Below are 24,434 nucleotides of genomic sequence, written 5' to 3'. Positions count from 1 at the left end.
TATACTGTGCGGCGCATAGTAATTACTGTGTATCGCACAGTAATGGTGAGTCGTTATGGCAGAAGAACATTTGGAGAAGTTGCGACAGGAGTTGCGGCGGGGAATTTTGGTGTTAGCTGTGTTGGGTTCCCTGCGCCAATCCCACTATGGCTACTCGCTGCGCAAACAATTGCAGGAGGCGGGCATTGATATAGACGAGGGCACGCTTTACCCACTGGTGCGCCGCTTGGCCGAGCAGGGCCTGCTGACCAGCGAGTGGCAACAGGGGGAAGGACGCGAGCGCCGCTATTACCAGCTTTCGCCCGAGGGTGCTGAGTTGCTGGCAAGTTTGGGCGCCGAGTGGCAGGAATTGAATCAACATCTGGCTAAGATTTTGGAGGTGCAACATGGAACTGATTGATCGCTATATGGGCGCGGTAGCGCAAGCCCTGCCACAGAGTCGCCGCGAGGAGATTACCCGTGAGTTGCGCGCGAATGTGCTCGATAGTTTGGAATCGCTGCGCGAGCAGTTGGGGCGCGAACCGACAGCGGCAGAAGTCTCTGGTGTTTTGGTTGCGCTGGGGCATCCACAACAAGTGGCGGCCAGTTTTCTACCACCGCAACAGCTGGTTACCACCGCCCTGTTTCCCCTGTACAAACAAGCGCTGCATTACGGACTGATTTTGGTGTTTATGCTCGGTTTGATTCAATTCGGTATTGGTTTTCTCAGCTCGGGACAAATCAATATTGTTGGTTTTTTGCATGGATTAGTGATGAAAGGATTGATCACGTTTGCGGTGATTACCGGGGTATTTTATGTATTCAGCAATCCACCCGGTGGCAAACCCTTGTTTAAGCCCTACCAGTGTTGGTCGCCCGAGAAATTGCCACCGGTGAGTCGCCCTTGGCAGCGTATTAGCAGCTGTGAGCAAAGCGTGGATTTCACCAGCGACCTGTTCTTTTTGTTACTGCTGAATTACACCTTGTGGCTTCCCTCCGCACAGCTTGCCGGGCTCACCATCGGTTTTACCCCGGAAGTACAAACCGCGATTCCACTGCTGTCACTGGCGATTATCGCCTCGCTCGGTTTTGGCCTGTGGAATTTGCTCTACCCTTATTGGACTGTGCCGAAGTTGATAATTGATGCGCTCATTAACCTTGTCATCGCGGCTTTGTTATTCGGGCTGAGCCGGTTGGAGACGATTGTGGTGGATACCCATAACCCATTAACAGAGCGGCTGGAGTTTCTCGGCCTCGCCAATCACATTATTAGCGGGGGATTATTCTGGGTAGGTATGTGGCTATTGTTTATGGCGGGTTGGAGTGGGTATCGCGCTTGGCAATTATCGCGTTAGCTGCAGCGTCAAGAGTGCTGGTTCGGGCAGTCGAACCAGCACCGGTTGGGGTTAGTGGCTGGGCGAGGTAATGGTTTTGCCCATCCGTTGCAGTACATGTTCTGCCATACCACCTGCCAATTGCTGTTCGCTTAAAAATATCCGGCCGATATTTTCTTTCACCCAGAGTTCGGCTTCTTCTTCGTTGTGGGTGCGAATGACGGTTTCAATTTTGGGGTTCAATTTGCGCGCAATATCCACCATTTGGCGTACATGAAAGGTATTGGATGTTGCTGCTACCAACATGCCTGCCTTGGCGATATGCGCTTGAATCAGTACATTCGCGTCAGCGGCATCGCCGCACACCGCGGGAATATTTTTCGCGCGCAACTCTTCAACGATGGCGCGATTGGCTTCGGTCACAACATAAGGAATTTGCTTCTCGTCGAGTATTTTGGCAATGCGGCGACCCACCCGGCCATAGCCCACCAGCACCACTTGGCCGGAGAGATAAACTTCGTCGGTGCTCATCGGCAGTACCGCCAATGGGTCATCGCGCACTTCCAATTTACGCGCAAAGGCCGAATGCTTGAGCGCCCAATTGCGCAGCGGTTCCAGCAGCGTAAACATTAACGAGTTAAGGGCGATGGAAACCAGGGCACCGGCCAGGATCAGGTTTTGTGCCTGGATATCCATCAAGCCCAAACTGATACTCAAGCCCGCCAGAATAAAAGAAAACTCGCCAATCTGCGCCAGGCTCGCGCCGACAATCAATGCGGTGTTGAGCGGGTAGCGAAAGACCAGTACCAGTGCGACTGCAGCGATGGTTTTCCCAAACATAATAATGGCTACGACGGCGAGCACTTTTAGTGGCTCGTCGAGCAGAATGTGCGGATCAAACAGCATGCCGACCGACACAAAAAACAATACGGCAAAGGCATCGCGCAGGGGGAGGGAATCATCGGCGGCGCGGTGGCTGAATTCCGACTCGCGCAACATCATGCCGGCAAAGAAAGCACCCAGCGCGAAGGACACATCAAACAGCAGCGCCGAACCATAGGCGACTCCTACGGCAGTGGCGATAACACACAGGCTGAACAATTCCCGGGATCCGGTGCCGGCCACCCACCAAAGCAATTTGGGCAGCAAACGCTTGCCGACCACCAGCATAAACACCACAAACGCGGCAACCTTGCCCAGTGTGATCAATAGTGTGACGGCGATATGCTGGTCGTTGGCGGCTGGGGCGTGGCCATCGGCGGCGGGGATAGTCCCCAAGATGCCCGCGATCACTGGCAGAAGTACCAACACCAATACCATCACCAGATCTTCCACTATCAGCCAACCCACAGCGATACGGCCATTAAGCGTTTCAATTTGCCCGCGCGCTTCGAGCGCTTTGAGCAGAACTACCGTACTGGCACAGGAGAGCGATAAACCAAACACCAGGCATTGCGCCAGGTCCCAGCCCCACCAGTAGCCAGCACCGGCACCGAGTAGAGTGGCAATGGTGATCTGTAGCATCGCACCGGGTACGGCGATACGTTTGACGGCCATCAGGTCGCCCATCGAAAAATGCAGGCCAACACCAAACATCAGCAGCATCACGCCAATTTCCGCGAGCTGGGCGGTGAGTGCCATATCGGCAACAAAACCGGGGGTGGAGGGGCCGATAATAATACCGGCCACAAGGTAGCCAATGAGTGGCGGCAAGCGCAGGCGCGCGGCGACGAACCCCAGGATCATCGCCAGGCCAAGGCCGGCAGCAATGGTGGTAATTAGGCTAATGTCATGTGGCATAAGCAGCTAAGTCCTTGATGAATGAGACCTAACTATATTGGCTGAAATAAAAGCAATGCAAGCAATGAGCCAATATTTGCGTTTTTTTACCGCGCTATTTACACCCCCGTGGATTGAATAGTCCCTGCTAGAACCCCACTAAGTGCAAACCGCAATGCGTAATATCCCTCAAGCTAGCCCCCGTCATTCAAAGGAGAATGCCATGTTTTATGAACTTACCGTGGTGCAATTTACCAAAGCACTCAATAACCTCAGTGCGATACTCGATAAAGGCGCTGCACAAGCTGAAGCGAAAAAATTTGATGTATCTGTGTTGCTTAATTCGCGCCTTGCACCCGACCAATTCAACTTGATCCGCCAGGTGCAAATCGCGTGTGACACTGCAAAGTTAGGTGTGGCGCGGTTGATTGGTAAAGTGGATTCCGCACCGGTACATGCCGATACAGAAACCACCTTGCCGGAATTAAAAGCGCGTATCCAAGCGGTACTGGATTACCTTGCCAGTGTTAAACCGGAAGAGTTTGAGGGTGCTGCCGAGCGCCATATCAGCCAACCGCGCTGGGAAGGTAAATATCTGACCGGTACCGAGTTTGCGATTCAACATGCAATCCCGAATATTTATTTCCACATCACCACTGCTTATGCGATTTTGCGTCACAACGGCGTGGATGTGGGTAAAAAGGATTACCTTGGAGCTATGCCTTACAAAAGTTAAGATGGCGCCTCAATAATAAATTGGCGCGACAACCACGCTGACACAGGGGCCTCCGGTGTCAGCATACATGTCGCGCCGGTTATCAAAAGGGTGCGCGCATGACTGAAAAACGCCTGGATGTATACCTGCTGGCCGAACCTCGCGCCGGTTTTGATAGAGCAACACTGGTGCGCAACCTTGCCGCACTCTTCAAAAAAGATGCTCCCACCATCGAAAAAATGCTGCGCAAAACGCGCACGCTAGTAAAAGCCGGTGTGGATGCAACAACCGCCGCCAAATACCAAACCGCCATTCAAAATGCTGGCGGCTACTGCGAAATTATCGATCACGGCGCAACTCCTGCACCCCTTGCACCTCCCGTTGCTGCGCCTCAGGTGATAAGTGTTGAGCCTCAGGTTGCCACAGAATTGCCCTCCGTGCCGGAAGCCGCCGCTACCAAAGTGCTTGCCGCTGATGGCTCGGGTGTGTGGCTGACGAGAATTGTGGTGGGCGTTGCACTGCTTGGGTTAGTGGGGTTAATTGCAGCCGTGGCATTGCCTGCCTACCAGAATTATGCCGCCCGCGCTAAAAACCAACCGCCTGTAACATCGGCGGAAAATACGCAGCACACCAAGGCTTCAAGCGGCGATAAACAGCAGGAGCCTGCTACCGGTTTACTCACTAATTTGCGCACTTACAGCGACGATAAAACTATTTCACTGACCACCCCGTCTAGCTGGAAAGGCGAGCGCCGGTTGAATCCCGAAGCGGCGATTGGGGTAGCGAATCTGCGTGAAAATGTTTACGCCGTGGTGCTGCGTGAAAATAAAACTGATTTTGGTGGCACTTTTGATTTGCAACGCTACAGCGAATTAATTGCGCAGGGGTTGGAAAAATCCACCCAGGAATTTTATGTGCAAGAAGCGCCGCGTAAACTCAATATCGGCGGCATGGCTGCACAGCAGGCTGCACTCGCTGCCAAGGTGGATGGTATTAAGATTATTTACGTCATTACTACACTTGAGACGGCGGAGCACTTTTATGTGATTTATGCCTGGACACTGGCTTCGCAGTTTGCCGTGCAACATGTGCTGCTGAAACAAGTGAGTGAGAGTTTTACGGTGCATTAAATTTTACTGCCCTCAATCACAAGGTGCAGCCAATAAAAAGCCGCCGTTCATTCACTGAGCGGCGGCTTTTTTGTCGTGCTTTTTAGTTACCGATATTTTCTTTGTCGATACTTTCTTTTTCGATAATTTATTTGTAGGTGAAAAAATCGCTACTGTGCAATTTTTGCCTTTCTGACCAACTGTACAAATTCAGTGCGGTAGCCGTATTCATCTTTGCCTTTATTGGCTTGCGCCAGTTCAATTACTTTGTCGTAGGTAAAATCACCGGCGTAGTTGCTGCCCCGTAACAGCTGCGCAAAACCGGCCACAGCGATGGAGAAATTTACTTCTTGTTGATAGGTAGTATTTACATCCGGCAGTACATTTTTTTCTATAGCGGTTTCAAGCAATTGCGATTGGGTTTCGCCCGGTAATTTGTAGCGCAAACGTAAAAAGGCATATTCGCTGCTTGTTTTGGTATCAACCTTGGTTTCTTGTTGATAACGGCTTTCTTCCAGCAACCCACTCTGCGCTCCTGCGGGGGTGATTTCATAAATCGCTGTTACCCGTTGGCCTGCACCTACTTCACCGGCATCCACTTTGTCATTGTTGAAATCTTCCTGTTTAAGGGCACGGGTTTCGTAGCCGATCAGGCGATATTCCTTCACGGTATTGGGGTTAAATTCCACCTGGATTTTTACATCCTGCGCGATCGGAAATAAATTGGAGGTAGCTTCAGTAACCAATACTTTTTGCGCTTCACTGAGCGTATCAATATAGGCGGCGGTACCGTTGCCGTTTTGTGCCAGGGTCTGCATTAGGGCATCCTGATAATTGCCCTGACCAAAACCCAGCACCGATAAATAAATTCCCTGCTCGCGTTTGCGCTCCACAAAGTCCTGCAGTGCTTCATCGCCAGTTTGGCCGACATTAAAATCGCCATCGGTAGCGAGGATAATGCGGTTGACACCGTTTTTATTAAAATTCGCCTCCGCCAATTGGTAGGCGAGGGCGATACCCTCGGCACCAGCGGTGCTGCCACCTGCTTGCAAATTTGTTAATGCCGCAAGAATTTTTTGTTTCTCTTTAACTTTGGTCGGTTCCAATACAGTGCCGGCGGCACCGGCGTAAACCACTATGGCAATAGTGTCGTCGGGTTTGAGGGTATCCAGCAGCAAGCCCATGGATTGTTTTACCAGCGGCAATTTGCTCGGTTCATCCATCGAGCCAGACACATCCAACAAAAACACCAAATTGGATTGCGGAATTTCACTCGCTGTTAATTGATAACCCTGAATGCCAATGTGAATTAATTTGTTGCCTTTGGTCCAGGGAGAATCCACCAGGCTCACGGTGGTGGTGAAGGGCGTTTTTTTAGAGGTGGGCAGGGGGTAGGCGTAATCAAAATAGTTGATCAGCTCTTCACTGCGCACCGCATCTTTCTCCGGCAGCTGGCCGTTATTGAGCATGCGCCTTACAAAACTATAGGACGCTGTATCCACATCGATGGAAAAGGTGGATACCGGATTATTCTTTACCGCGAGTACCCCGTTTTCATTCACATCGCTAAACCGGTCGCGAAACTCCGGCGCGGGTTGGCTCATCATATCTGCTGCTGCATAGGCGGGAGCAGGTGCCGAGAGCGCCATGGGCTGCTGTTCCATCATCGCTTGGGACTGAACGGCGACCATTTTGCTACGCGCCAATTGCTCGTGTTCTGCTACTGCCTGTTTTTTAGCTAAATCGCTATTAGCGCTAACGACGGATTCCTCAAGGGTGAGATCAGCGCTGGGTTGTTGCACATTCAGTGGAACATTCTTGGTGTGGGATTCTTGTGCGATCCGCGCCGCTAATTCCTGCTCATCAGAATTAATCATCAAGTGCTGCATAAATGTCAGCCCTGCCAATACCGCGAGGCTGGAGGCGGCAATGCCGGAGATTAATGCTGGTTTTTGCCAGAAGGCGCGTTGTTCAAATGTTGGAGCACGCATAGTGTTTTTCCCGTGATGGTTGGTGTCACGGGTAAGACGCAAGCGCTGTAAAAATCCTTGGAGGATATTCGTTTTTTTTTCGCTGTTGTGATTGATGTTGTGGATAGTGTCCTGTGCGATGTTTTGTTCATTAGTGTGCTGCGCATTAAACGCCGCCATCGCTACCGCCATATGACGTGCCTTGGCATCGGCATCCGGTGCTGGCGGTTGCTGTTGTAGCAGTTTTTGCAAATCGTCTTCGTTCATAGGCTTTTTGTTCATGGGGAAGGCTCCCAACTACCATCGCCGGTTTGTTGCAGCGCTTTGAGTTGTTTACGAATTTCATGCAGCCGCCAGGAGACGGTGGATTCTTTCAGGTGCAGCACTTCAGCCGCTTCGGCGTGACTTAAACCCTCGCCGTGCACCAGCAGTGCAGTCTCTTTGAACCCCTCGGCCATTTGATCAAGCAAACGCAGTAATTGCTGCAAATAAATAGTGTTTTCAGCGTAGTGCTCGGGCGCTTGCTCCGGCTCACTCCAGCTGTGGATATTGTCATGCTGGTGGCGCCGTTGGCTCTTGTACCAATCCTTGGCGCAGTTAATCACCAGTCGATACAGCCAGCTGCTAAACGCCGCTTCAAAACGAAATTGGTTAATCGATTGTGCGAGTTTGATACAGGCGAGCTGGGTAATGTCCTCTGCATCGCTGCGGTGCCCACACCAGCGGAAGGCAAAACGGAACATAGTGTCGTAATGCTGCGCCAATAATTGCGCAAAAGCTGCACCGTCGCCCGCTTGGGCTTGGCGGATAAGCGCCGGGTGATCCGCATCAGTCATAGCGTTTCCATGGCGGTCAGAAAAAGTATTGGGGAGTGCAAGGCTGGTCATATTGCTTGGACGAGCCGGATAGGGAAAACCTTGGCGCTGGCCAAAAAATTAGTGCGGTGATTCTGCACTGCGAGTGGCTGCGCTGTCACCCGGTGAACGCCACTCAATTGGCGGCACCAGCGGCCGCTTTTTTTGCAGCTTGCAGATTTGTTGGAATAGCCACAGGCGCCAGCGCACCGCAAAACCGGGTTTCAGGCTGCCAGCCAACACGGAGTTGATCGCCTGGGGCAAGCTCAAGGTGGGGCGCGGCGACATAAAGACTTCGCAGGCGCTGTTGTCGTAATAGGCATCGATCAATTGGCGCATGGTGCCAATTTGTGACTTTAGGGTTTTGGTATAACGCGTGTATAACCTGGCTTCGCGGTGCGCGGCTAACAGCGGTAGCTTGACTTTCAGTTGCGCTGCTATTTGGTCGGCGGCGAGTAAACCTGACTCCAGTGCGAGGTATACGCCGGAGGAAAATACCGGGTCGATAAAACTGGCGGCATCGCCCACTAATAAGCAGCGTTCGGCACCAAAGGTCTCGTGGGAAAAGCTGTAGTCGGATTCAATCCGGTATTCACCCAAGGGTTTGGCCTGGGCGAGAGCATCGCTTAAAAAAGGCGACTCTTTTACTTTGCGCCAGAATAATTGCTCCCAGCTCTCGTCTTTTTCGCGCCCACCATTTTTTTGCAGCACTACACCCACGGAGGTGACGGTGGGGGATATGGGAATCGCCCAAAACCAGGCCTGTTCCAGGCGCAGCACAATCACATCGCCCGCCGGTTCACCGCTATCGCGCTGCATATGTTCAAAGTGATTAAACACGGCCATGCGCCCTGGGTAGGGCAAGGCGGCTTTGGCGAGTTTCATGGCGCGGCCCATGACACAGTGACGGCCGCTGGCGTCGATCACCCACTCGGCATTGATGACCTGCGGTTGACCAGCGCGGCTGGCTTCCAACTGCCAGCCGGATTCAGTGCGCGTCACTTTGGTGACCGGGCATTGCTCCCACACCTGCGCGCCGCAACTTTCGGCGTGGCGCAGCAGGATCTCATCAAAACGCGCGCGCTCGACTTGATAGGTCATCTCCAACCCTTTCACCCAGCCCTGGGCAAACACGTTGCGCACGGTGCGTGAGCGATCGGCAAGTGTAAATTGCGCACCGCGTTTTTCGATAAAACCGGCGGCAGCGATTTTGTCCCACACACCAATTGCTTGCAAAATGCGATTGCCATTGGGCAGCAGCGACTCGCCAATGTGGAAGCGCGGAAATTGCTCGCGCTCCAACACCAGCACATCCACTCCGGTTTGCGCCAGGCGGGTGGCCGCCACACTGCCAGCGGGGCCGCCGCCAATAATAACGACAGTGTGTTTTTGCACGTTTTTAGTCAGTGTCGGAATATTTGTCAGCGGCTTATCGACAAGGTTTTGACGTTTGCTAGGGGTGCTATTTAGGGGGTCTTTATAAGCGCCAGAAATGTCGCTATCCAAGAGGGTGTTCATGGTGCTTCCTTAGGGTGTTCAGCGCACTGGCGTTAGGGGAATTGTCGCGGCGCGAGTATAAACAGCCTGCGTCGCCAAAATCCATATCGATAGCGACCTAAAAACCAGGCAGCTGACGGCTTTTTTTACACTATTCTATTTTTAATGTGATTTGGTTATCAGCATGATATTGATTTATATCGCAATTGCATGTGTGGCTTGATAATTGCTAATTTAGACGACAATGGCTAGGCTAAAACAACCAGCCAACCTCACTGACTTATCAATGGATTCCATCATGTTAAAACGCGTTATTTCTGTTCCTGTATTTGCATTGCTGGCGGGTCTGTTTTTATCAATTTCTGCACAAGCTAATTTGATTGTTAACGGTAGTTTTGAAGACAACGCCGTGAACGCTGGTTCCTGGAAAGCGTTTAATGCGAGCGCCGTAAATGGTTGGGAAGGCAGCCGCATCGAGATTTGGAATGGCATGAGTGGTGTAAAAGCTCCTGACGGTAAAAACCACATCGAATTAAATGCTGACCCCTACAACGGTGCCATTTTTTCTATATTCCAAAATCTGGCGACAAGTGCCGGTCAAACCTACGACGTGTCATTCTTTTACCGCGCGCGTCAAAACGACACTGAGGCATTCTCCTTCTCCGTAGCAAACCTCGCGTTGGTTCTGGACAACCACACCACCAGTGTTTGGTCAAAATTTGAAGGTAGTTTTGTTGCCGGTGCAGCTACCAGTGTGCTGACTTTTTCTACCCTGACCAATGGCACCTACGGCAACTTTATTGACCACGTAGTGGTAACGGCACGCGCGAGTGTTAATGAAGCCAGCTCACTGGTTATGTTGACTATCGGCATCTTGGGTTTAATGTTGGTAAGAAGAAAAAACCGCGCTTAATTTTCTTTACCACATAAAAAAACCGCTCGTTGAGAATTCAGCGAGCGGTTTTTTTATGTCTTGTTTTAATATCTAGAAGGGAAAGCGGCGGACTTTCTCCTGCAATTGCGCCAGTTGCTGGGTTTGTTGGCGATAGGCGATCTGTTCAAACAGGCGCGCGATAATACTCAAACTGGCTTGCCAGCGCGGCTCGCTGCGAATCACCCGCGCAATAAAATCCCCCGGCGTTTCACCCATTGCGCGCACATAACCCAGTTGGGCGAGCTTGCGTTCAAGGGATTGAATAGCGCGAATTTCCGCGCGCAGCGCGGGGCGGGCGTGGCTGCGCAGCAGTGCCCAAGCGGCCAGTGCTGCCGCTGCTAATCCCAAACCCACGAGCCAAAGGGTAATGCGCCAGACTTCGGTGCCGCCGAGCAGGCGGGTGAGCAGCCCCTCCTGCGCATCGCTGTCGTAATTTAATACCCAGCGCTGCCACACGAAGTTGGCGGCATCCCAGCGCAGTTGCAGGTTGTAGAGCAGGGATGAACCACTCCAGTTGTTACTCATCAGGTTCTGGTCGTCGGCGCTGAGGGCGTCATCCAACCCCTGTTCAATACGGTTGGGGGCGACGGCCGCGGTGGGGTCGATAGTGCGCCAACCCTCGCCCTCTATCCATACTTCGGTCCAGGCATGCGCATCGGACTGGCTCACCAGCAGGTAATTTTCCAGCGGGTTCCAGCGTCCGCCCTGATAGCCCACCACCACTCGCACCGGAACCCCCGCAGCGCGCAGCAATACGCTAAAACTGCTGGCAAAGTGCTCACAAAAGCCCTTTTTGGTGCTGAATAAAAACTCGTCCACCGAGTGTTGGCCGAGCACAGGTGGCTGCAGGCTGTAGGTAAATTCACGGTTAAACAGGCTGAGCGCACGTTCAATAATGGCTTGATCAGCTAACCCTTCACCTCGCCATTGTTCAGCCAGTGCGCGGGTTTGCGGGTTGGCATTGGCGGGCAAACGCGTGTGGGCGGCGCGTTCGCCTGTGGAGAGCGATACCTTGGCAACTGGCTCCAGCTGCAGCGCCGAACTGACTTCATAACGCAGGCGCTGGGCGACAGGCACCGGGTTGTACAACAAGTGGTCGCGGGTGATGCGGATGGGGCGACGGTTGCTCACTGCGCTGGTGCGCTGGGGTGTCATCAGGCTGAACAGCCAGGGCTGGCCGTGGGGTTCCATAATGATGCTGTAATCCAGCGATTCCAGTACCCGCTGGTTGTTTTCAGCCGCAGGCGGCAGGCCCCAGCTATCGCGTTGGCGCCAGGTGCGACCATCAAAATTGTCTAATACCAAGCCGCGCCAATAGAGTTGATTGGCGGGTGGTGGTTCGTCTTTGTTGGTGAATTCCACCCGAAATGCGGGTGCACGGTTAAGCGCGAGCTGACCCAAATCACCGGGTGAGAGACTATCGCTAAAACCGGTTTTGGCCGCCTGCTGGTTGGGTATCGCCCATAGCGGCCCAAGGCGCGGGATCACCACAAACAACACCAGCATTACCGGCAGTGCATGCAGCAACAAACGCCCCCCGGCGCCCAGCCGCAGGCCATTGCTTTGCGCGGTGGTCAGGTAGAGCGAGCGCCAACTGGCGAGCAGTACCAGCAGGCAGCCCAGGCTGTAAAACGCTGCCAAGGGGCTTTGGTTGAACAACAATTGGCAGGCGGTAATCACAAAACCGATAAAAATCAGCAGCTGCGCATCGCGCGCGGAATTCACTTCCAACAGCTTGAGTACAAAGGCGCATACCAGCAGCCCGACCATGGTGTCGGTGCCGGTTTTACCGGCGTAACTGGCAATTAGGCCCCCCGCACACACCAGCGTAAGCAGGGTTTTCACCGTGCCGCCCGGAGCACCCCAGCGGCCGCGAAAGACCTGAGTGCGCCAAAACCCCGCTATCGCCCACACCAGCCAGAGCCAGGCAGGCAAATTAATCAGCAATGGCAAGATCAATAGCGTCTGCATCACCAGCAGCCACGCGAGTTTGTCGCGCGCTAAATATTCGGTGCGCTGCGAACGGGGTTGAGCGAGCCGTTTAGTCCACATAGCCAGCCTCGCGCGCCAGGTTAAATTGCGCCAGCGCCTTGAGCACGGTTTGCAGGTGGTATTCGCCTAGCGCGGGTTCCAGCGTCAAGCCGGGCAAACTCAAGCCATAGGGAATTTGCTGACGCTCGTAGTGCAGTGCCCAATAACACAGGCCAGACAAACGCAGCTCCTGTAATTGGTTGAGGCTGTGCCAATCCAGCCATTTGTCGGCAGAAAAATAGGCTTCGTACTCCTTGGTAAACAGCCCTTTGTTCTGCGCATATTGTTTCCACGCGATGTGTTTGATGGGGTCACCCGCTTGATATTCACGCAGGCCGCTGAAGTCGTCGCCACCGCGTGTACTGCTGCCGCCTTCCTCGCGCCCGCTGCTGGCTTGGTGATGGGGTTCATCGATAGCAATCGGCTGGGGGTAAATCAGCGCCACCGCCTCCAGGTTCAACCAACTCCAGCAGCGAATAATGCCCAGCGGAAAGCGGCTCTGGATTAACAAACGCCCGGGGTGCAGGTAACCGCGCACTTTGCTGGGCGCACGCAGGTTCACGCGCTGCGGTTCGGCGGGGTTGAGCGCGAAAGTATGCCGCTCGCCTCCCTGCCAACAGATCTCCACATTTTCGCTGCCGCGTTTGTGGCGCGTTTCAAACTCCAGCACGAAACTGGCGGGCTCGCCCGCAAAAGCGGGGGTGGCGCTAATAAAGCGCACGCTAATGCCGGACAGGTTGGCAAAGGTGTGATGGATCGCCACTACGAACAAGCTAATCATCAAGTAGGCGAGAGCGAGGATCAGGTTATTTTGGTAGTTGGTGCCCAGCAACCAAATCACCAGTGTCATCGCCAAATACAAAAAACCAGTGCGATTGGGGAAGATGTAGAGGTTTTTGCGGTTGAGACTGATCTGGCGTGCACGCGGCGCCCGTTTGTCGATCCAGCGGAAAAAGCGGCGCTGCCAGACGGCGCGCCAGTAGGTGCTAATGCTCATGGCCGGTCTCGCCCTTACGCCAGTACATTCACACTGTCGCGCAAATGTTTTACCAGTGCATCGCTGTCACTGCTGTGGCCGGTGCCGCGCACCCGGTGGCCGACCACGGCGGGTAATACCTGTTGGATATCCTCCGGCACCAAGTAAGCGCGCTGGTGAATCAGTGCCCAGGCTTTGGCGGCGCGCAATAAAGCCAGTGCGCCGCGCGGTGATAAGCCGTAGCTAAAACGTGCATCGCTGCGAGTGAAAGCCACTAGACGTTGTACATAGTCCAGCAGCACCTCGCTCGCCGTCACCTGTTTTACCGCCTTTTGGATGGCTGCCAATTGCTCGTTATTAACCAGTGGTTTTAATTCGCGAATACGTGCACGCGGGTCCACGCCTTCAAACAGTAAACGCTCGGATGCCGGGCTGGGGTAGCCGAGGGAGATGCGCATTAAAAACCGGTCGAGTTGCGACTCGGGCAACGGAAAAGTACCGCTTTGCGATAAGGGGTTTTGTGTCGCGATCACAAAAAACGGGGTGGGCAATGGCCGGCTTTTACCTTCAATGGTGACTTGCCCTTCTTCCATCGCCTCCAGCAATGCACTTTGGGTTTTGGGGGAACTGCGGTTGATTTCATCGGCGAGCAACACCTGGGTAAACACCGGGCCGGGGTGAAATTTAAATACCCCCTGTTCGCGTTCAAAAATTGCTACGCCCAGAATATCGGCGGGCAGTAAATCGCTGGTGAATTGCACCCGTTCAAACTTCAGCCCCAGCACTTTTGCCAGACAGTGGGCGAGGGTGGTTTTGCCCATGCCGGGTAGGTCTTCAATCAATAAATGCCCTTCGGCAAACAGGCAGGCGAGTGCGAGGCGTACCTGCTGATCCTTACCCAGTAATACTTGATCCACTTGGTCGATGATGTTGCTAATCAGTGATTGCATGAAGAAGCCTGATGAACGATTAATGTCATTATGTTGTTGAATCTAGTTGGGAGCATAACGCAGCGGGGAATTTGATGGGGATAAAGAATCGCAAAGCTGACGACAGTTCTCACACCGCGCCCAGCGTTAATTTGCAACCACTAGTCTGCCGCCACAACACAATTGCGGCCTTGTTGTTTGGCTTGGTAGATGGCTTTATCGGCGCGTACAAACCAGTCTTGCTGGGGCTCATCTTTCAACAGCTGGGCACAACCAAAAGAGGCAGTGATAGCGCCCTCCGGGTCTTTTAGTTCGCTCTCGATTTGCGCGCGCAATTGCTCGGCGATTACCAATGCATCCTCAAGAACGGTGTTGCGCGCGAGCACCACAAACTCTTCACCGCCAAAACGGAATACACGGTCGGTTTTACGTACCCGGCGGGTCAGCAGATCTGCCAGTTCAACCAATACCTTATCGCCCACATTGTGGCCGAATCGGTCGTTAACCATTTTGAAAAAATCCAAATCAATCACAATCAGCGATGCTGGAATATTATCGCGGGCGTAATCTTCCACGCAGAGGCGTAACTCTTCATCCATCGCGCGGCGGTTGCCCAGGTTGGTCAGGGCGTCTTGGGTGGCGTAACCCTCCAGCAGTTCGCGCTGGCGATCAGTGAGCAAGGCAAAGGTATAGGCCATGCTGCCGCACATCAGCAAACTGGCGATCATGGCAAACAGTTCGGTGTTAGTTTCGAGGCGCGCGGCGATAGGTAGTATCGCCACTATGCAGAGCAGGTTGGCAATGAGTGCGGCGTTGGTGCGCAGCAAAAAGAAGTTGGCGAGAATCGAGGGGAACAGCCAAAACACATAAATCGGTTCATTTAAATGGGTGACTGTTACCGCGCCGCCCGAGTAAAGAAAGGCTGTTATCACCGAGACTGTTGTAGTCGCCTCTCCGCGCCGATAGGTCACAATCGCGCTGCCCATCGCCGCAATGACAATCGCCAAATCCACTGCGGCATTCAGGAACTCGCCATTTATGTAGCGAATCACAACAAAGGGCGCAACAGCCACAGCCGCCATAATGGCAAATAAATACACCATGCCGCGTTGGAACTTATTTTTTGAATCGTTGGGCATAGTCGCCTATGCGTACTCCCGTAGTGGTGTTTTCGTTATGCCCTGAGCATAGACGGAAATACCGGGTTTGCCCATTTACTGCCACCCGGCGGCTTAATTGCCGGGAATGCGGGGTAGGTTGAGCCAGTTAAAAATACGCGTTTCCATATAGGGGTAAAACGGATTGCAGTAGAGCCGCATGCCAGCGCTGGCATTAATAATCAGCGTCTTGGTCTCGCCCAATAAATGCAGGCTGCCCAAGCGGATACCGTAGTCTTCATCCGTGTTGGGTGTTAGCCCATACACCGGGTCATCCACGGCAAAAGGCAGGGCGACGTGGGAGAGTGAAAATACGCCATTGGGGAATTCCAACGCGAGCGGTTGTTCCTGCTCGGTAAGGCTGCCTGCCTCTTGCCGCCACTCACTCACAGCAGTGGTGTTGCTGTTACGGTTGGCAATTTTCACCAGATCATAAGCGCGCAGGGCCGGTGCAAAGTGGCTACTCATATAGCGGCTGGCACCCGTGCGGGTGATGGGCAAAAAATTTTGGTGACGATTGATATCAAACAACACCAGTTCACTGTTGTTGGCGGGTAGGTGGCGATAAACATGCTGTTCAATGGCTGCGGTTTTGACGGTTGAGTCTGCAATGGATTGAAAAGTCAGTATCGGCGCCAGATTTGATAGTTGTTGCTTGCTTGCCAAACGCTGGATTTTTTGTTGCACATGGCGTGAAAAACGATGGGCTTGCCAAGCGGCATTTACGGGAAAGGAATTGTATTTAAACGGGTTGTATTCCGGGCTTTTGTTTAACCAACGGCGCGAACTGAGCAGCGGTAAGTGGCCCACCAATTCCAGCGGTTTGCTCAGTCCGGCAAAGTCACTGATGCCGATCATGGGGGAGAGCAAGATAATTTTTTTCGGCTGGGGCAGTTTTTTGTCTTCCACTGCATCCAGGGCGTAATTGAGTGCAAGGGTGCCGCCGTTCGAGTAGCCCAGCAGATAAAAATGCGGGTTATCGCCCAGTTGCCGGTGTAATTCCTCTGCCGCCAAACGGGTTGCCGCTGCCCAGTCGCGCCAGGTTGCCGTCAATAATCCGGAAGGCAGGGTGCCGTGCCCAGGTACTCGCACGCCAATAACTAAAAAACCTTCAGCCGCAAATGTCTGCGCCAGGCGACGCACCGAGTAGGGTGAATCGGTCAAGCCGTGGAGCATAACAATGCCCGCGCGAATTTTTTCCGGTTTTACAACAAAACTGCGATTCCAGTTAGTGGTGTGATTGAGCGGATTCAGTGGAGAACCCAGCTCGTATCTGTAACCTTGATAGGTATCGGTTTCACTTAATTGCGTTTTCAGTTCCTGAAAAAGTTTTTCCTCCTGTTGTAAATAATCACTCCAGGTGTACGTCGATGCTCCGTTTTGCTTAATCAGCGCGGCATTAAATTCCTGTTGCAGTTCAATTCTGTGCCAGGGTTTGGCGTTGCGCAGGGTGCTGCAGCCGGTTGTGGTCAGCAGCAAAACCAGCAGGACAAAAAGTCCGGCAAAAATGGGCAGGCTAGAGTGTTCGGCGAAACTCACCATGGTTAAAAATTCCCTGTTATCTGTTAGCGATCGGGCGTGTGTAAAAACTTACCCTGGGTTAAAAAATGAATCACCTGTGCGATGGTATTTTTATCTTTCATGATAAAAGGATGTGAAACGGGCAGCGCAATAAAATCGCGCATACCATCGATTTTGGTACTTTCCACCGACACTTTACCGTCATCGGGATTGGGCAGATAAAGCGACAATAATAAATTGATGCTCGTGGTTCCAGCGATCACGCCCAAGTCAAAATCCACCGCGCCCAAACGGCGGGGCAAAGCGCTCGCGTCGGTTCCCAATTCCTCGCCTGCCGGGCCATTGAGCCAAGCAAAGGGCGGCAGGTCTTTTAAGTGATCCACTATTTCACTGCCTTTGTTCGGCGGCGCGAGCATCACTACCCGGGTTAGCTCGGGAATCGTGTGAGTGTGTAAATATTGGCGCAATAAAATTCCGCCCAGTGAATGGGTCACAAAGTGAATTTTTTGCGCTGCACCGGCACGGCATTGTGCCAGTGCGGGCGGAATAGCTTTTTGTGCCAGGGTTGCAATAGGAAATTCGCGCGAGGGGTAATTGATATTGACGACCCTGTAACCCTGCGCCTGTAATTGTGTGGCCAGCGGTACCATGGACTCGCTGGTGCGCGCCAATCCGTGTAATAAAATAACGCACTCCTTCGTTAACCTCGGGTCAGGTTTGGGCGCGAGTGAACTGCTGCAGCCAGACAGGGCAAAAAATACCGCAGTAATCAAGATAGAAACAGTTACATTCATAAGTGGGCTTCCGGCGCTAGTGCGCAAATTATGCCACACTGCCAAGTGACATCTTTATCGCTAACAACAGTCAACATCATGCAACTATTTAATAACCGCTACCATTTTGTTGATAGCCACTGCCATTTTGACTTTCCGGTTTTTGCTGCAGACCGTGCGGCCGTGTGGGCGCACTGCCAGCGACAGGGGGTTAATCACCTGATCATTCCCGGTGTTAGCCCGGAGCAGTGGCAAACGGCGGCACAGTTATGCCAACAATATCCCGGGTTTTATTATGCGGCGGGTATTCACCCGCATTGGATCGAACAACAGCACTGGTGTGCGACCAATAGTGCGGGTCTGTTGGATGAAACAACACAGCAGCAGATCAAACAATTATTGGGCGATGAATTAACACGCGTGCAGCGCGGCGCAGGTAAGTATTGTGTTGCGGTGGGTGAATGTGGGTTGGATAAACTTATTCAGGTACCGCTCGCGTTGCAACAACAACTGCTGGGTTTGCATACCGAACTCGCCAATCAATTTCACACGCCGCTGATTATTCACAGCGTAAAAACTCACAATGAAATTCTTGCGTGTTTCAAACAACAGCCACCGCGTTACGGCGGGGTGATTCACGCCTTTAGTGGCAGTCTTGAAATGGCGCAGCAATTTATCGCACACGGTTTTTTATTGGGGGTGGGCGGTACCATTACTTACGAGCGTGCGCAAAAAACACGAGCGACTTTTAGCAAGGTACCGCTGCAATATTTACTGCTGGAAACCGACGCGCCGGACATGCCTGTTTGCGGCAAACAAGGTGAACGCAATAGCCCGGAATATCTTCCCGTTATTGCGCAAACCCTGGCGCAGTTGCAAGGGGTTAGTGTTGAGCAGGTGGCGGAAGTCACCACCCGCAATGCGCATCGCTTATTTGGTTTGCCGGAGTAAATTATTTTACTTTATGCACGCTGTGATGAATTGCATCAAGCAAGCCATTGCTGTCGCTGTCGCTGTCGTGTGGTAACTGCCAAAACATAATGCCACCGAGATTATATTTTTTTACATAGTCCACTTTGGCGCTCAGTGAGCGCGGGTCATCAAAGGTCGCGAAGGTTTGCTGTTGTTTGCTGTAGTAACTGGGCGCCTGTGCTACCTCATCCCAGTGATACGCATAGCCTTTCGCAGCACTAAATTGTGTAGCGAATTCCTTATAACCATAACCTTCAATATGGGTGCCGGGTTGATAAAGCCCGTTGTTGGTGGCTGCAACATCCTTCCACACGCGTGCATAAAACGCGGCACCGATAACAATTTTGTGCGGTGCTACACCTTGGCGTAATAAAAATTGCACGGCATTGTCGGTGGAATCTTTTTGCTCGGGTGTGGAATAGAGCGCGGTGTGGTGGCCAGTGTGCGGTGTACCGCCATTGACTATGTCGTAGCTCATCAGGTTTACATTATCCAGCAACGGCATAATCGCGGCCCAGTCCACGGCTTTTTCCAAAAATGAATCAAACCCGCCCGCAGCAAAACTTAACTCATACTGATTGCCCAATTGCGCGCGCAATTCGCGAATCAGCGCGGTGAAATTAGCGTGGTCATAAGCTGCATATTTATGGCCAGGGAAACCGGGAACCGTGGGGTATTCCCAATCCAGATCTATGCCATCAGCATGGTGTTGTTGAATTAGCTTTAGCGTGGATTTGGCAAATGCCGCGCGATTTTCGGCGCTGTTAAAAACATCAGAACAGGTTTCGCAGCCGCCCCAGCCGCCAAGTGACAGCATAACTTTTAAATGGGGATGATCTTTTTTCAGTGCAACTAGCCGCGCAAAGGCTTGTTTGTCTTTATCATTATCAAATGCGAGTTGGTTACCATTTAAATGCAAAAAACTGTAGATGATGTGAGTCAGCTGATTAAAATCGTACCGCGCCAAGTCGCTGCCATCGCCCATGTAATAGGCAATAACTTTCAGCGATGCTTTTTCTGCGCTAGACGCGGTGGCAGATGTAGTGGATGTTGCCGTGCTATTGCTACAGGCTGTTACGCTTAACGCCAGAAGCAGGGCCGTGAGTGGAGCCCAAAATGGTGGGCAGATGCGCTGGAAAAAGTTGTTCATAAATCCCTCGGAAAACGCAGTGGTCGTTAATCGCGAGAGCTGTAATGAATGTGCCATATGGCGTTTTCGGTAGTGGTAGCGTCTGTATTTTTTGTAGTGAGTCCTGCAGTTACAGATCGCCAGCGGCATTTTAACCACAGTTTTTTGTGTAAGCCTATGGCGATAAGGTAAAGATTCTTAAAGCCAGTGAAGACTGTGTTTGGGTAAATTTGCAACAGCGCTTTATAATCGCCTTTTTTTGATGAGTTATTCCTGTGCAGTATCACGATGATCTTTCCAGTATTTCACTAGCGCAATTGCGCGCGACGCAGAATTGGCAGCAGCAATACAAATTAATTATTCAGTGGGGCAAGCTGTTATCGCCCAAGCCGGAGTTACGCATCGCAGATAATCTGATTCGCGGCTGCGAAGTGCCGGTATGGCTTGGCTGCAGCCTTGCCCAAGAGCGTTATTATTTTGCGCTGGATGCCGACAGCAGTGTGATTAAGGGGCTGGCATCGCTGTTGTTGGTGCAGTTAAATGGTAAAACCCACGCAGAATTAATCGGGCTGGATTTGCAGAGCGAGTTGCGCGAATTGGGTTTGGAAAAACATTTAACGCCGTCGCGCAATAATGGCTTGAATGCAATTATTGCGCGAATTTACGACCACCTAAAAAATTCCAACTTACATTCCGGTTATTAATTGGTTGTTGCAATTTCCTCGGCGATAAATTGTTGCCAGGGCTCCTGAAATTCAATGCTGGTCACCATGGGTACACCGGCCATATCCGGTAAATGGTGGGCGATGCCTTTGTGGCAATCGATGCAGGTTTTTTCACCGCTGGCGAGTAGCGTGGAGTGCATGGCCTGTGCTCGCGGTGATTGCTGGGTGAAATCCATCGACTCTAATGCGTGACAGTTGCGGCACTCCAATGAGTCGTTGGCTTTTAAACGCGCCCATTCCCGTTCAGCCAGTTCGCGCCGTTTGGCGAGAAATTTTTCGCGGGTATTAATGGTGCCAAATATTTTCCCCCACACTTCTTTGGATGCCTGCATTTTGCGTGCAATTTTATCCGTCCATTCATGAGGTACATGGCAGTCCGAACACATGGCGCGCACACCGGAACGATTGGTGTAGTGAATAGTGCTGGCCAATTCCTGATAGGGATTATTTTTCATTTCGTGGCAGCCAATACAAAATTGTTCGGTATTGGTGTACTCCAATGCAGTATTAAAACCGCCCCAAAAAATAATACCCGCAATAAAACCGCCCATGCTCAAGGTGCCCAAGCTAATGTAAGCGGCAGGGCGACGGAACTGGCCCCAGTACTCTTTCACCAGTGCCAGCGTGCGTTTGAACAGGCTTTTTTTATTGGCGTCTTTACTCATAAATCACTCCACCGCCGGTTGTTGCAGCATCGTATCTATGCTTTTAAAACTATTGCCGCGTGCGGGTTTTACATCGTGCTGTGGCAAATGGCATTGAATACAAAAATAGCGCCGCGGTGAAACGGCGGCGAGTGCCTGGCCGTCGCGATCGTAATAATGGGTGATACTCACCATGGGCGCACCGGTTTGTGGGCTGGCGCTGCGGCTGTGGCAAGTGAGGCACATGTTGAAGTTTTTATCGATTTGATAACCGCGAATGTTGTGCGGAATCATCGGCGGCTGCTCGGGGTAATTGCGGTTGGCGGGTTCGGCGCTAATCCGTTGCCGCGCTATTTTGGGCGCGGGTAAATCCTGGCTCAGTGTGCCGCCGGGGCGAATACCATCGGGTGCTGATGCATCCAAAATAATATTCGCACCACCGTGGGGAATGGTTTTTACATCCTGCTCTTTTACATCTTGTGCCTGTAACTCTGGTGAAACGTTGGCGATAACAACGGCGCCGAGCAGTGCAGTGGCTAACACGATTATTTTGTTCATCATCTGCTCCTTAGGCCAGGCTTACCAGTTCGATTTTTACCGCGCATTTTTTGTAATCGGTTTGCAGCGAAATCGGATCAGTGGCATCGAGCGTGACGTTATTCACCAGTTTGGTTGCATCAAAAAACGGAATAAAAATTAGCCCGCGCGGTGGTTTAACCCTTCCGCGTGTTTCAACGCGCACCCGCACCGCACCACGGCGACTAATCACCCGCACTTCGCTGCCTTGCCGCACACCAATCGCTTCGGCGTCTTCGTGGTTCATATACACCAATGCATCGGGCACCGCCGCGTGCAACTCCTCTACGCGGTTGGTCATGGTGCCGGTGTGCCAGTGCTCCAATACGCGCCCGGTGCTGAGCCAGAAGGGGTAATCCTTATCGGGCGATTCAGCGGGCGGTTCATAGGGCAGGGCGAAAATAATCGCGCGGTTATCTGGCTTGCCATAAAACTGCACGCCGGTACCTTTTTTCACATAGGGGTCATAGCCTTCGCGATAGCGCCAGCGCGTTTCTTTGCCCTCCACCACCGGCCAGCGTAAACCGCGCGCTTCGTGGTAGCTGTCAAAGTCGGCCAGATCGTGGCCGTGGCCGCGCCCAAAACGGGCATATTCTTCAAACAGCCCTTTTTGCACATAAAAGCCGAGCATATCGGCTTCGGTATTTAAATACTCGGCGGCGCGTTCGCTGTTGGGAAATTTATCCACCTGGCCGTTGGCAAATAACACCTCGTACAGGCTTTTGTTTTTGTACTCGGGGGCTTTTGCCAATAACTCCTGTGGCCAGGCATCGTCGGTTTTGATGTGTTTGGAAAATTCGATGAGTTGCCACAAATCGGATTTGGCTTCACCCGGCGCCGTTACCAACTGGTGCCAGAATTGTGTGCGGCGCTCGGCGTTGCCGTAGGCGCCTTCTTTTTCTACCCACATGGCGCTGGGCAGAATTAAATCGGCAGCTTGGGCCGATACTGTTGGGTATACATCGGACACCACCACAAACGCATTGGGGTTGCGCCAGCCGGGTAAAATTTCCTGCGCAATATTCGGCCCCGCCTGCATATTGTTGGAGACTTGGGTCCAATAAAAACGAATCACGCCATCTTTTAATTTGCGGCTTTGATGTACCGCTGAGAAGCCTACTTTTTCGGGGATGGTGCCTTCGGGCAGCTTCCAGATTTTTTCGGTAATCGCGCGATGTTTGGGGTCAGTGACCAATAAATCCGCGGGTAAGCGATGGGAAAAAGTACCCACTTCCCGCGCCGAGCCGCAGGCCGATGGCTGACCGGTAAGCGAGAAAGGGCTGTTGCCCGGTTCAGCAATTTTGCCGGTGAGCAAATGCAGGTTGTACACCATGTTATTGGCCCATACACCGCGCGTATGCTGGTTAAAACCCATGGTCCACAGCGACATGACTTTGATTTTTGGGTCAGCGTAAATCTCTGCCAAACGCAGCAAGTGATCTTTGCCCACACCGGTTTCTTTGGCGGTGTGTTCAAGAGTGTAGGGTTTTACGTAGTCGGCAAAATCGTCAAAGGTAATATCGCTCCAGGTATTGGCTTTGTCGGCACCTTTGGCGCTTTTTTGGCGTTCGTCTTCCGGGCGCAGGCCGTAGCCAATATCGTCTTGCCCTTTGGCAAAACGAGTGTGATTTTTCACAAATTCCTGATTCACCTTGCCGCTTTGAATAATGTGATTGGCGATGTAATTCAGAATAATTAAATCGGTTTGCGGTTTAAAAATCAGCGGCACATCGGCCAATTCAAAACTGCGTGTTTCATAGGGCGATAACACCGCCACCTGCACATGCGGGAAGGACATGCGCCGGTCGGTGATGCGGCTCCACAAAATCGGGTGCATCTCCGCCATGTTGGAACCCCATAGCACAAAGGCGTCGGCGGCTTCAAAATCGTCGTAGCAGCCCATGGGTTCGTCCATGCCAAAGGTGCGCATAAAACCGGCCACGGCGGACGCCATACAGTGGCGTGCATTCGGGTCGAGGTTGTTGGTGCGCAAACCAGCTTTCATCAATTTGCTCGCGGCATAGGCTTCCCAAATAGTCCATTGGCCGGAGCCAAACATGGCCACACTTTCGGGGCCGTGATCGCGCAGGGCGGTTTTGGCTTTGTCCGCCATAATCGCAAAGGCTTGTGCCCAGGTGATGGGTGTGAACTCGCCATTTTTATCGTACTCGCCGTTCGTCATGCGCAGCATGGGCTGTTGCAAACGGTCGCTGCCGTACATGATTTTGGAAAGGAAATAACCCTTCGCACAATTCAAGCCGCGGTTCACTTCGGCTTTCACATCGCCGTGGGTGGCAACCACGCGGTTGTCTTTGGTGGCCACCATCACCCCGCAGCCAGTGCCGCAAAAACGGCAGGGCGCTTTGTTCCATTTAAGGTTGGTGAGTTCGCGATTGGTAATTAAATTACTCGCGCTGGCGGGTAGCGGTAAACCAATCGCGGCGGCGGCAACTGCAGCGGCGTTGGCTTTAGCAAATAAGCGGCGGGTGATGTTCATCAAAGCTGTTCCTCGGCGGCTAATTCATCCAGGTCAATTTGTTCGTGATACACCAGCGCGGCATTAAGCACACCGGCTTGCGCGCGCAGTTCATCGAGTAAGTGCAAAATCTGCTGCTCGTTATTGCTCTCGGTCACCAGCACTAATTTGCCCTGTTCATTTTCAGCGTGAATTTCCATTTGTTGCAGGTCGGTTAACCAGACTTTAAGTGCTGCCATTTTTTCGGGGCGCACGTGGGCAATAAAGCTGGCGATATGCAAGTGTGTGGGCGGTGCGTTTAATAATTCGGTAGCAATTATTTTGCTCTGCATAACATTTCTCTCTGCCAAATTA

22 protein-coding genes are annotated in these 24,434 nt (G+C 52.4%); 7 read left to right on the top strand and 15 right to left on the bottom strand.

Features of this window, described 5'->3' with window-relative positions:
• The first annotated feature begins 55 nt into the window (after positions 1–55).
• On the top strand, positions 56–400 hold the full coding sequence (locus tag O59_RS15580; protein WP_007644380.1) for a PadR family transcriptional regulator: 345 nt from the start codon (positions 56–58) through the stop codon (positions 398–400).
• The gene (locus tag O59_RS15575; protein ID WP_007644379.1) at positions 387–1,334 is read left to right on the top strand and encodes a hypothetical protein; all 948 of its coding nucleotides are present in this window, start codon (positions 387–389) and stop codon (positions 1,332–1,334) included. The genes O59_RS15580 and O59_RS15575 overlap by 14 nt, the downstream gene beginning before the upstream one ends.
• A gap of 51 nt (positions 1,335–1,385) precedes the next feature.
• On the opposite strand, the gene ybaL is transcribed toward O59_RS15575, so the two are convergent.
• A complete protein-coding gene (ybaL, locus tag O59_RS15570) occupies positions 1,386–3,113 on the bottom strand; it encodes a YbaL family putative K(+) efflux transporter (protein ID WP_007644378.1) in 1,728 nt (575 codons plus the stop codon).
• A 202-nt stretch (positions 3,114–3,315) separates the two neighbouring features.
• On the opposite strand from ybaL, the gene O59_RS15565 reads away from it, so the two are divergent.
• Positions 3,316–3,828 carry a DUF1993 family protein gene (locus tag O59_RS15565; RefSeq protein ID WP_007644377.1) on the top strand — a complete coding sequence of 171 codons (513 nt, stop codon included), beginning with the start codon at positions 3,316–3,318 and terminating at the stop codon, positions 3,826–3,828.
• 98 nt (positions 3,829–3,926) lie between these two features.
• On the top strand, positions 3,927–4,937 hold the full coding sequence (locus O59_RS21135; protein ID WP_007644376.1) for a hypothetical protein: 1,011 nt from the start codon (positions 3,927–3,929) through the stop codon (positions 4,935–4,937).
• A 149-nt stretch (positions 4,938–5,086) separates the two neighbouring features.
• Here the strand turns inward: O59_RS21135 and O59_RS15555 are convergent, their stop codons facing one another.
• The 3 genes from O59_RS15555 to O59_RS15545 all read right to left on the bottom strand — a co-directional run bounded on the left by O59_RS15555 (position 5,087) and on the right by O59_RS15545 (position 9,258).
• Complete coding sequence (locus O59_RS15555; RefSeq protein ID WP_007644375.1) at positions 5,087–7,168, bottom strand: VWA domain-containing protein; 2,082 nt, start codon at positions 7,166–7,168, stop codon at positions 5,087–5,089.
• Entirely contained in the window at positions 7,165–7,722 is a 558-nt protein-coding gene (locus O59_RS15550) for an RNA polymerase sigma factor (protein WP_040392874.1), read from the bottom strand. Before O59_RS15550 ends, O59_RS15555 begins: the two co-directional genes overlap by 4 nt.
• 99 nt (positions 7,723–7,821) lie before the next feature.
• Complete coding sequence (locus O59_RS15545) at positions 7,822–9,258, bottom strand: NAD(P)/FAD-dependent oxidoreductase (protein ID WP_007644373.1); 1,437 nt, start codon at positions 9,256–9,258, stop codon at positions 7,822–7,824.
• Positions 9,259–9,535: 277 nt separating this feature from the next.
• Between O59_RS15545 and O59_RS15540 the strand changes: the two genes are divergently transcribed.
• Positions 9,536–10,150 (top strand): DUF642 domain-containing protein, encoded by a 615-nt coding sequence (locus O59_RS15540; protein WP_040392872.1) that lies wholly within the window; start codon positions 9,536–9,538, stop codon positions 10,148–10,150.
• Positions 10,151–10,222: 72 nt separating this feature from the next.
• Here O59_RS15540 and O59_RS15535 read toward each other — a convergent pair whose 3' ends face one another.
• From O59_RS15535 to O59_RS15510, 6 genes are all read right to left on the bottom strand, one after another.
• Positions 10,223–12,223 carry a DUF3488 and transglutaminase-like domain-containing protein gene (locus tag O59_RS15535; protein ID WP_007644371.1) on the bottom strand — a complete coding sequence of 667 codons (2,001 nt, stop codon included), beginning with the start codon at positions 12,221–12,223 and terminating at the stop codon, positions 10,223–10,225.
• Positions 12,213–13,199, bottom strand: a complete 987-nt coding sequence (locus O59_RS15530) for a DUF58 domain-containing protein (protein ID WP_007644370.1) — start codon at positions 13,197–13,199, stop codon at positions 12,213–12,215. The genes O59_RS15535 and O59_RS15530 overlap by 11 nt, the downstream gene beginning before the upstream one ends.
• A gap of 14 nt (positions 13,200–13,213) precedes the next feature.
• A complete protein-coding gene (locus O59_RS15525) occupies positions 13,214–14,128 on the bottom strand; it encodes a MoxR family ATPase (RefSeq protein WP_007644369.1) in 915 nt (304 codons plus the stop codon).
• A gap of 140 nt (positions 14,129–14,268) precedes the next feature.
• Positions 14,269–15,246: a GGDEF domain-containing protein gene (locus tag O59_RS15520; protein WP_007644368.1), complete on the bottom strand. Its 978-nt coding sequence runs from the start codon at positions 15,244–15,246 to the stop codon at positions 14,269–14,271.
• A 93-nt stretch (positions 15,247–15,339) separates the two neighbouring features.
• Positions 15,340–16,806, bottom strand: a complete 1,467-nt coding sequence (locus O59_RS15515; protein WP_007644367.1) for a carboxylesterase — start codon at positions 16,804–16,806, stop codon at positions 15,340–15,342.
• 23 nt (positions 16,807–16,829) lie between these two features.
• The gene (locus O59_RS15510; RefSeq protein ID WP_157152597.1) at positions 16,830–17,579 is read right to left on the bottom strand and encodes a triacylglycerol lipase; all 750 of its coding nucleotides are present in this window, start codon (positions 17,577–17,579) and stop codon (positions 16,830–16,832) included.
• A gap of 78 nt (positions 17,580–17,657) precedes the next feature.
• Between O59_RS15510 and O59_RS15505 the strand changes: the two genes are divergently transcribed.
• Positions 17,658–18,509: a TatD family hydrolase gene (locus O59_RS15505; RefSeq protein WP_007644365.1), complete on the top strand. Its 852-nt coding sequence runs from the start codon at positions 17,658–17,660 to the stop codon at positions 18,507–18,509.
• A 1-nt stretch (position 18,510) separates the two neighbouring features.
• Here O59_RS15505 and O59_RS15500 read toward each other — a convergent pair whose 3' ends face one another.
• Positions 18,511–19,737 (bottom strand): glycoside hydrolase family 18 protein, encoded by a 1,227-nt coding sequence (locus O59_RS15500; protein ID WP_007644363.1) that lies wholly within the window; start codon positions 19,735–19,737, stop codon positions 18,511–18,513.
• Positions 19,738–19,934: 197 nt separating this feature from the next.
• Here O59_RS15500 and O59_RS15495 point away from each other — a divergent pair, with 197 nt between their 5' ends.
• Positions 19,935–20,363, top strand: a complete 429-nt coding sequence (locus O59_RS15495; protein WP_007644361.1) for a SufE family protein — start codon at positions 19,935–19,937, stop codon at positions 20,361–20,363.
• On the opposite strand, the gene O59_RS15490 is transcribed toward O59_RS15495, so the two are convergent.
• From O59_RS15490 to O59_RS15475, 4 genes are read right to left on the bottom strand one after another with little or no spacing between them, the layout of a single operon-like run.
• Complete coding sequence (locus O59_RS15490; RefSeq protein WP_007644360.1) at positions 20,360–21,049, bottom strand: cytochrome c3 family protein; 690 nt, start codon at positions 21,047–21,049, stop codon at positions 20,360–20,362. The two genes, O59_RS15495 and O59_RS15490, sit on opposite strands and share 4 nt — an antisense overlap.
• A gap of 3 nt (positions 21,050–21,052) precedes the next feature.
• Positions 21,053–21,586 carry a nitrate reductase cytochrome c-type subunit gene (locus tag O59_RS15485; protein WP_157152595.1) on the bottom strand — a complete coding sequence of 178 codons (534 nt, stop codon included), beginning with the start codon at positions 21,584–21,586 and terminating at the stop codon, positions 21,053–21,055.
• Between the two features lie 10 nt (positions 21,587–21,596).
• Entirely contained in the window at positions 21,597–24,101 is a 2,505-nt protein-coding gene (napA, locus tag O59_RS15480; RefSeq protein WP_007644358.1) for a nitrate reductase catalytic subunit NapA, read from the bottom strand.
• Complete coding sequence (locus tag O59_RS15475; RefSeq protein WP_007644357.1) at positions 24,101–24,412, bottom strand: chaperone NapD; 312 nt, start codon at positions 24,410–24,412, stop codon at positions 24,101–24,103. The genes napA and O59_RS15475 overlap by 1 nt, the downstream gene beginning before the upstream one ends.
• Between the last annotated feature and the right edge of the window lie 22 nt (positions 24,413–24,434).

The sequence above is a fragment of the Cellvibrio sp. BR genome (genome assembly GCF_000263355.1).
GTDB lineage: Bacteria > Pseudomonadota > Gammaproteobacteria > Pseudomonadales > Cellvibrionaceae > Cellvibrio.
Note: the sequence above shows the minus strand (reverse complement) of the source record. Positions and strands in the feature narration are given on the sequence as shown.

Coding starts and splice junctions, on each gene's coding strand:
- O59_RS21135 (WP_007644376.1), top strand. CDS start 3,927: ATGACTGAAAAACGCCTGGATGTATACCTGCTGGCCGAACCTCGCGCC.
- O59_RS15515 (WP_007644367.1), bottom strand. CDS start 16,806: ATGGTGAGTTTCGCCGAACACTCTAGCCTGCCCATTTTTGCCGGACTT.
- O59_RS15550 (WP_040392874.1), bottom strand. CDS start 7,722: ATGACTGATGCGGATCACCCGGCGCTTATCCGCCAAGCCCAAGCGGGC.
- O59_RS15535 (WP_007644371.1), bottom strand. CDS start 12,223: ATGTGGACTAAACGGCTCGCTCAACCCCGTTCGCAGCGCACCGAATAT.
- O59_RS15485 (WP_157152595.1), bottom strand. CDS start 21,586: ATGAACAAAATAATCGTGTTAGCCACTGCACTGCTCGGCGCCGTTGTT.
- O59_RS15540 (WP_040392872.1), top strand. CDS start 9,536: ATGTTAAAACGCGTTATTTCTGTTCCTGTATTTGCATTGCTGGCGGGT.
- O59_RS15545 (WP_007644373.1), bottom strand. CDS start 9,258: ATGAACACCCTCTTGGATAGCGACATTTCTGGCGCTTATAAAGACCCC.
- ybaL (WP_007644378.1), bottom strand. CDS start 3,113: ATGCCACATGACATTAGCCTAATTACCACCATTGCTGCCGGCCTTGGC.
- O59_RS15525 (WP_007644369.1), bottom strand. CDS start 14,128: ATGCAATCACTGATTAGCAACATCATCGACCAAGTGGATCAAGTATTA.
- O59_RS15475 (WP_007644357.1), bottom strand. CDS start 24,412: ATGCAGAGCAAAATAATTGCTACCGAATTATTAAACGCACCGCCCACA.
- O59_RS15530 (WP_007644370.1), bottom strand. CDS start 13,199: ATGAGCATTAGCACCTACTGGCGCGCCGTCTGGCAGCGCCGCTTTTTC.
- O59_RS15555 (WP_007644375.1), bottom strand. CDS start 7,168: ATGAACAAAAAGCCTATGAACGAAGACGATTTGCAAAAACTGCTACAA.
- O59_RS15490 (WP_007644360.1), bottom strand. CDS start 21,049: ATGAGTAAAGACGCCAATAAAAAAAGCCTGTTCAAACGCACGCTGGCA.
- O59_RS15565 (WP_007644377.1), top strand. CDS start 3,316: ATGTTTTATGAACTTACCGTGGTGCAATTTACCAAAGCACTCAATAAC.
- O59_RS15500 (WP_007644363.1), bottom strand. CDS start 19,737: ATGGCACATTCATTACAGCTCTCGCGATTAACGACCACTGCGTTTTCC.
- napA (WP_007644358.1), bottom strand. CDS start 24,101: ATGAACATCACCCGCCGCTTATTTGCTAAAGCCAACGCCGCTGCAGTT.
- O59_RS15505 (WP_007644365.1), top strand. CDS start 17,658: ATGCAACTATTTAATAACCGCTACCATTTTGTTGATAGCCACTGCCAT.
- O59_RS15510 (WP_157152597.1), bottom strand. CDS start 17,579: ATGAATGTAACTGTTTCTATCTTGATTACTGCGGTATTTTTTGCCCTG.
- O59_RS15520 (WP_007644368.1), bottom strand. CDS start 15,246: ATGCCCAACGATTCAAAAAATAAGTTCCAACGCGGCATGGTGTATTTA.
- O59_RS15575 (WP_007644379.1), top strand. CDS start 387: ATGGAACTGATTGATCGCTATATGGGCGCGGTAGCGCAAGCCCTGCCA.
- O59_RS15580 (WP_007644380.1), top strand. CDS start 56: ATGGCAGAAGAACATTTGGAGAAGTTGCGACAGGAGTTGCGGCGGGGA.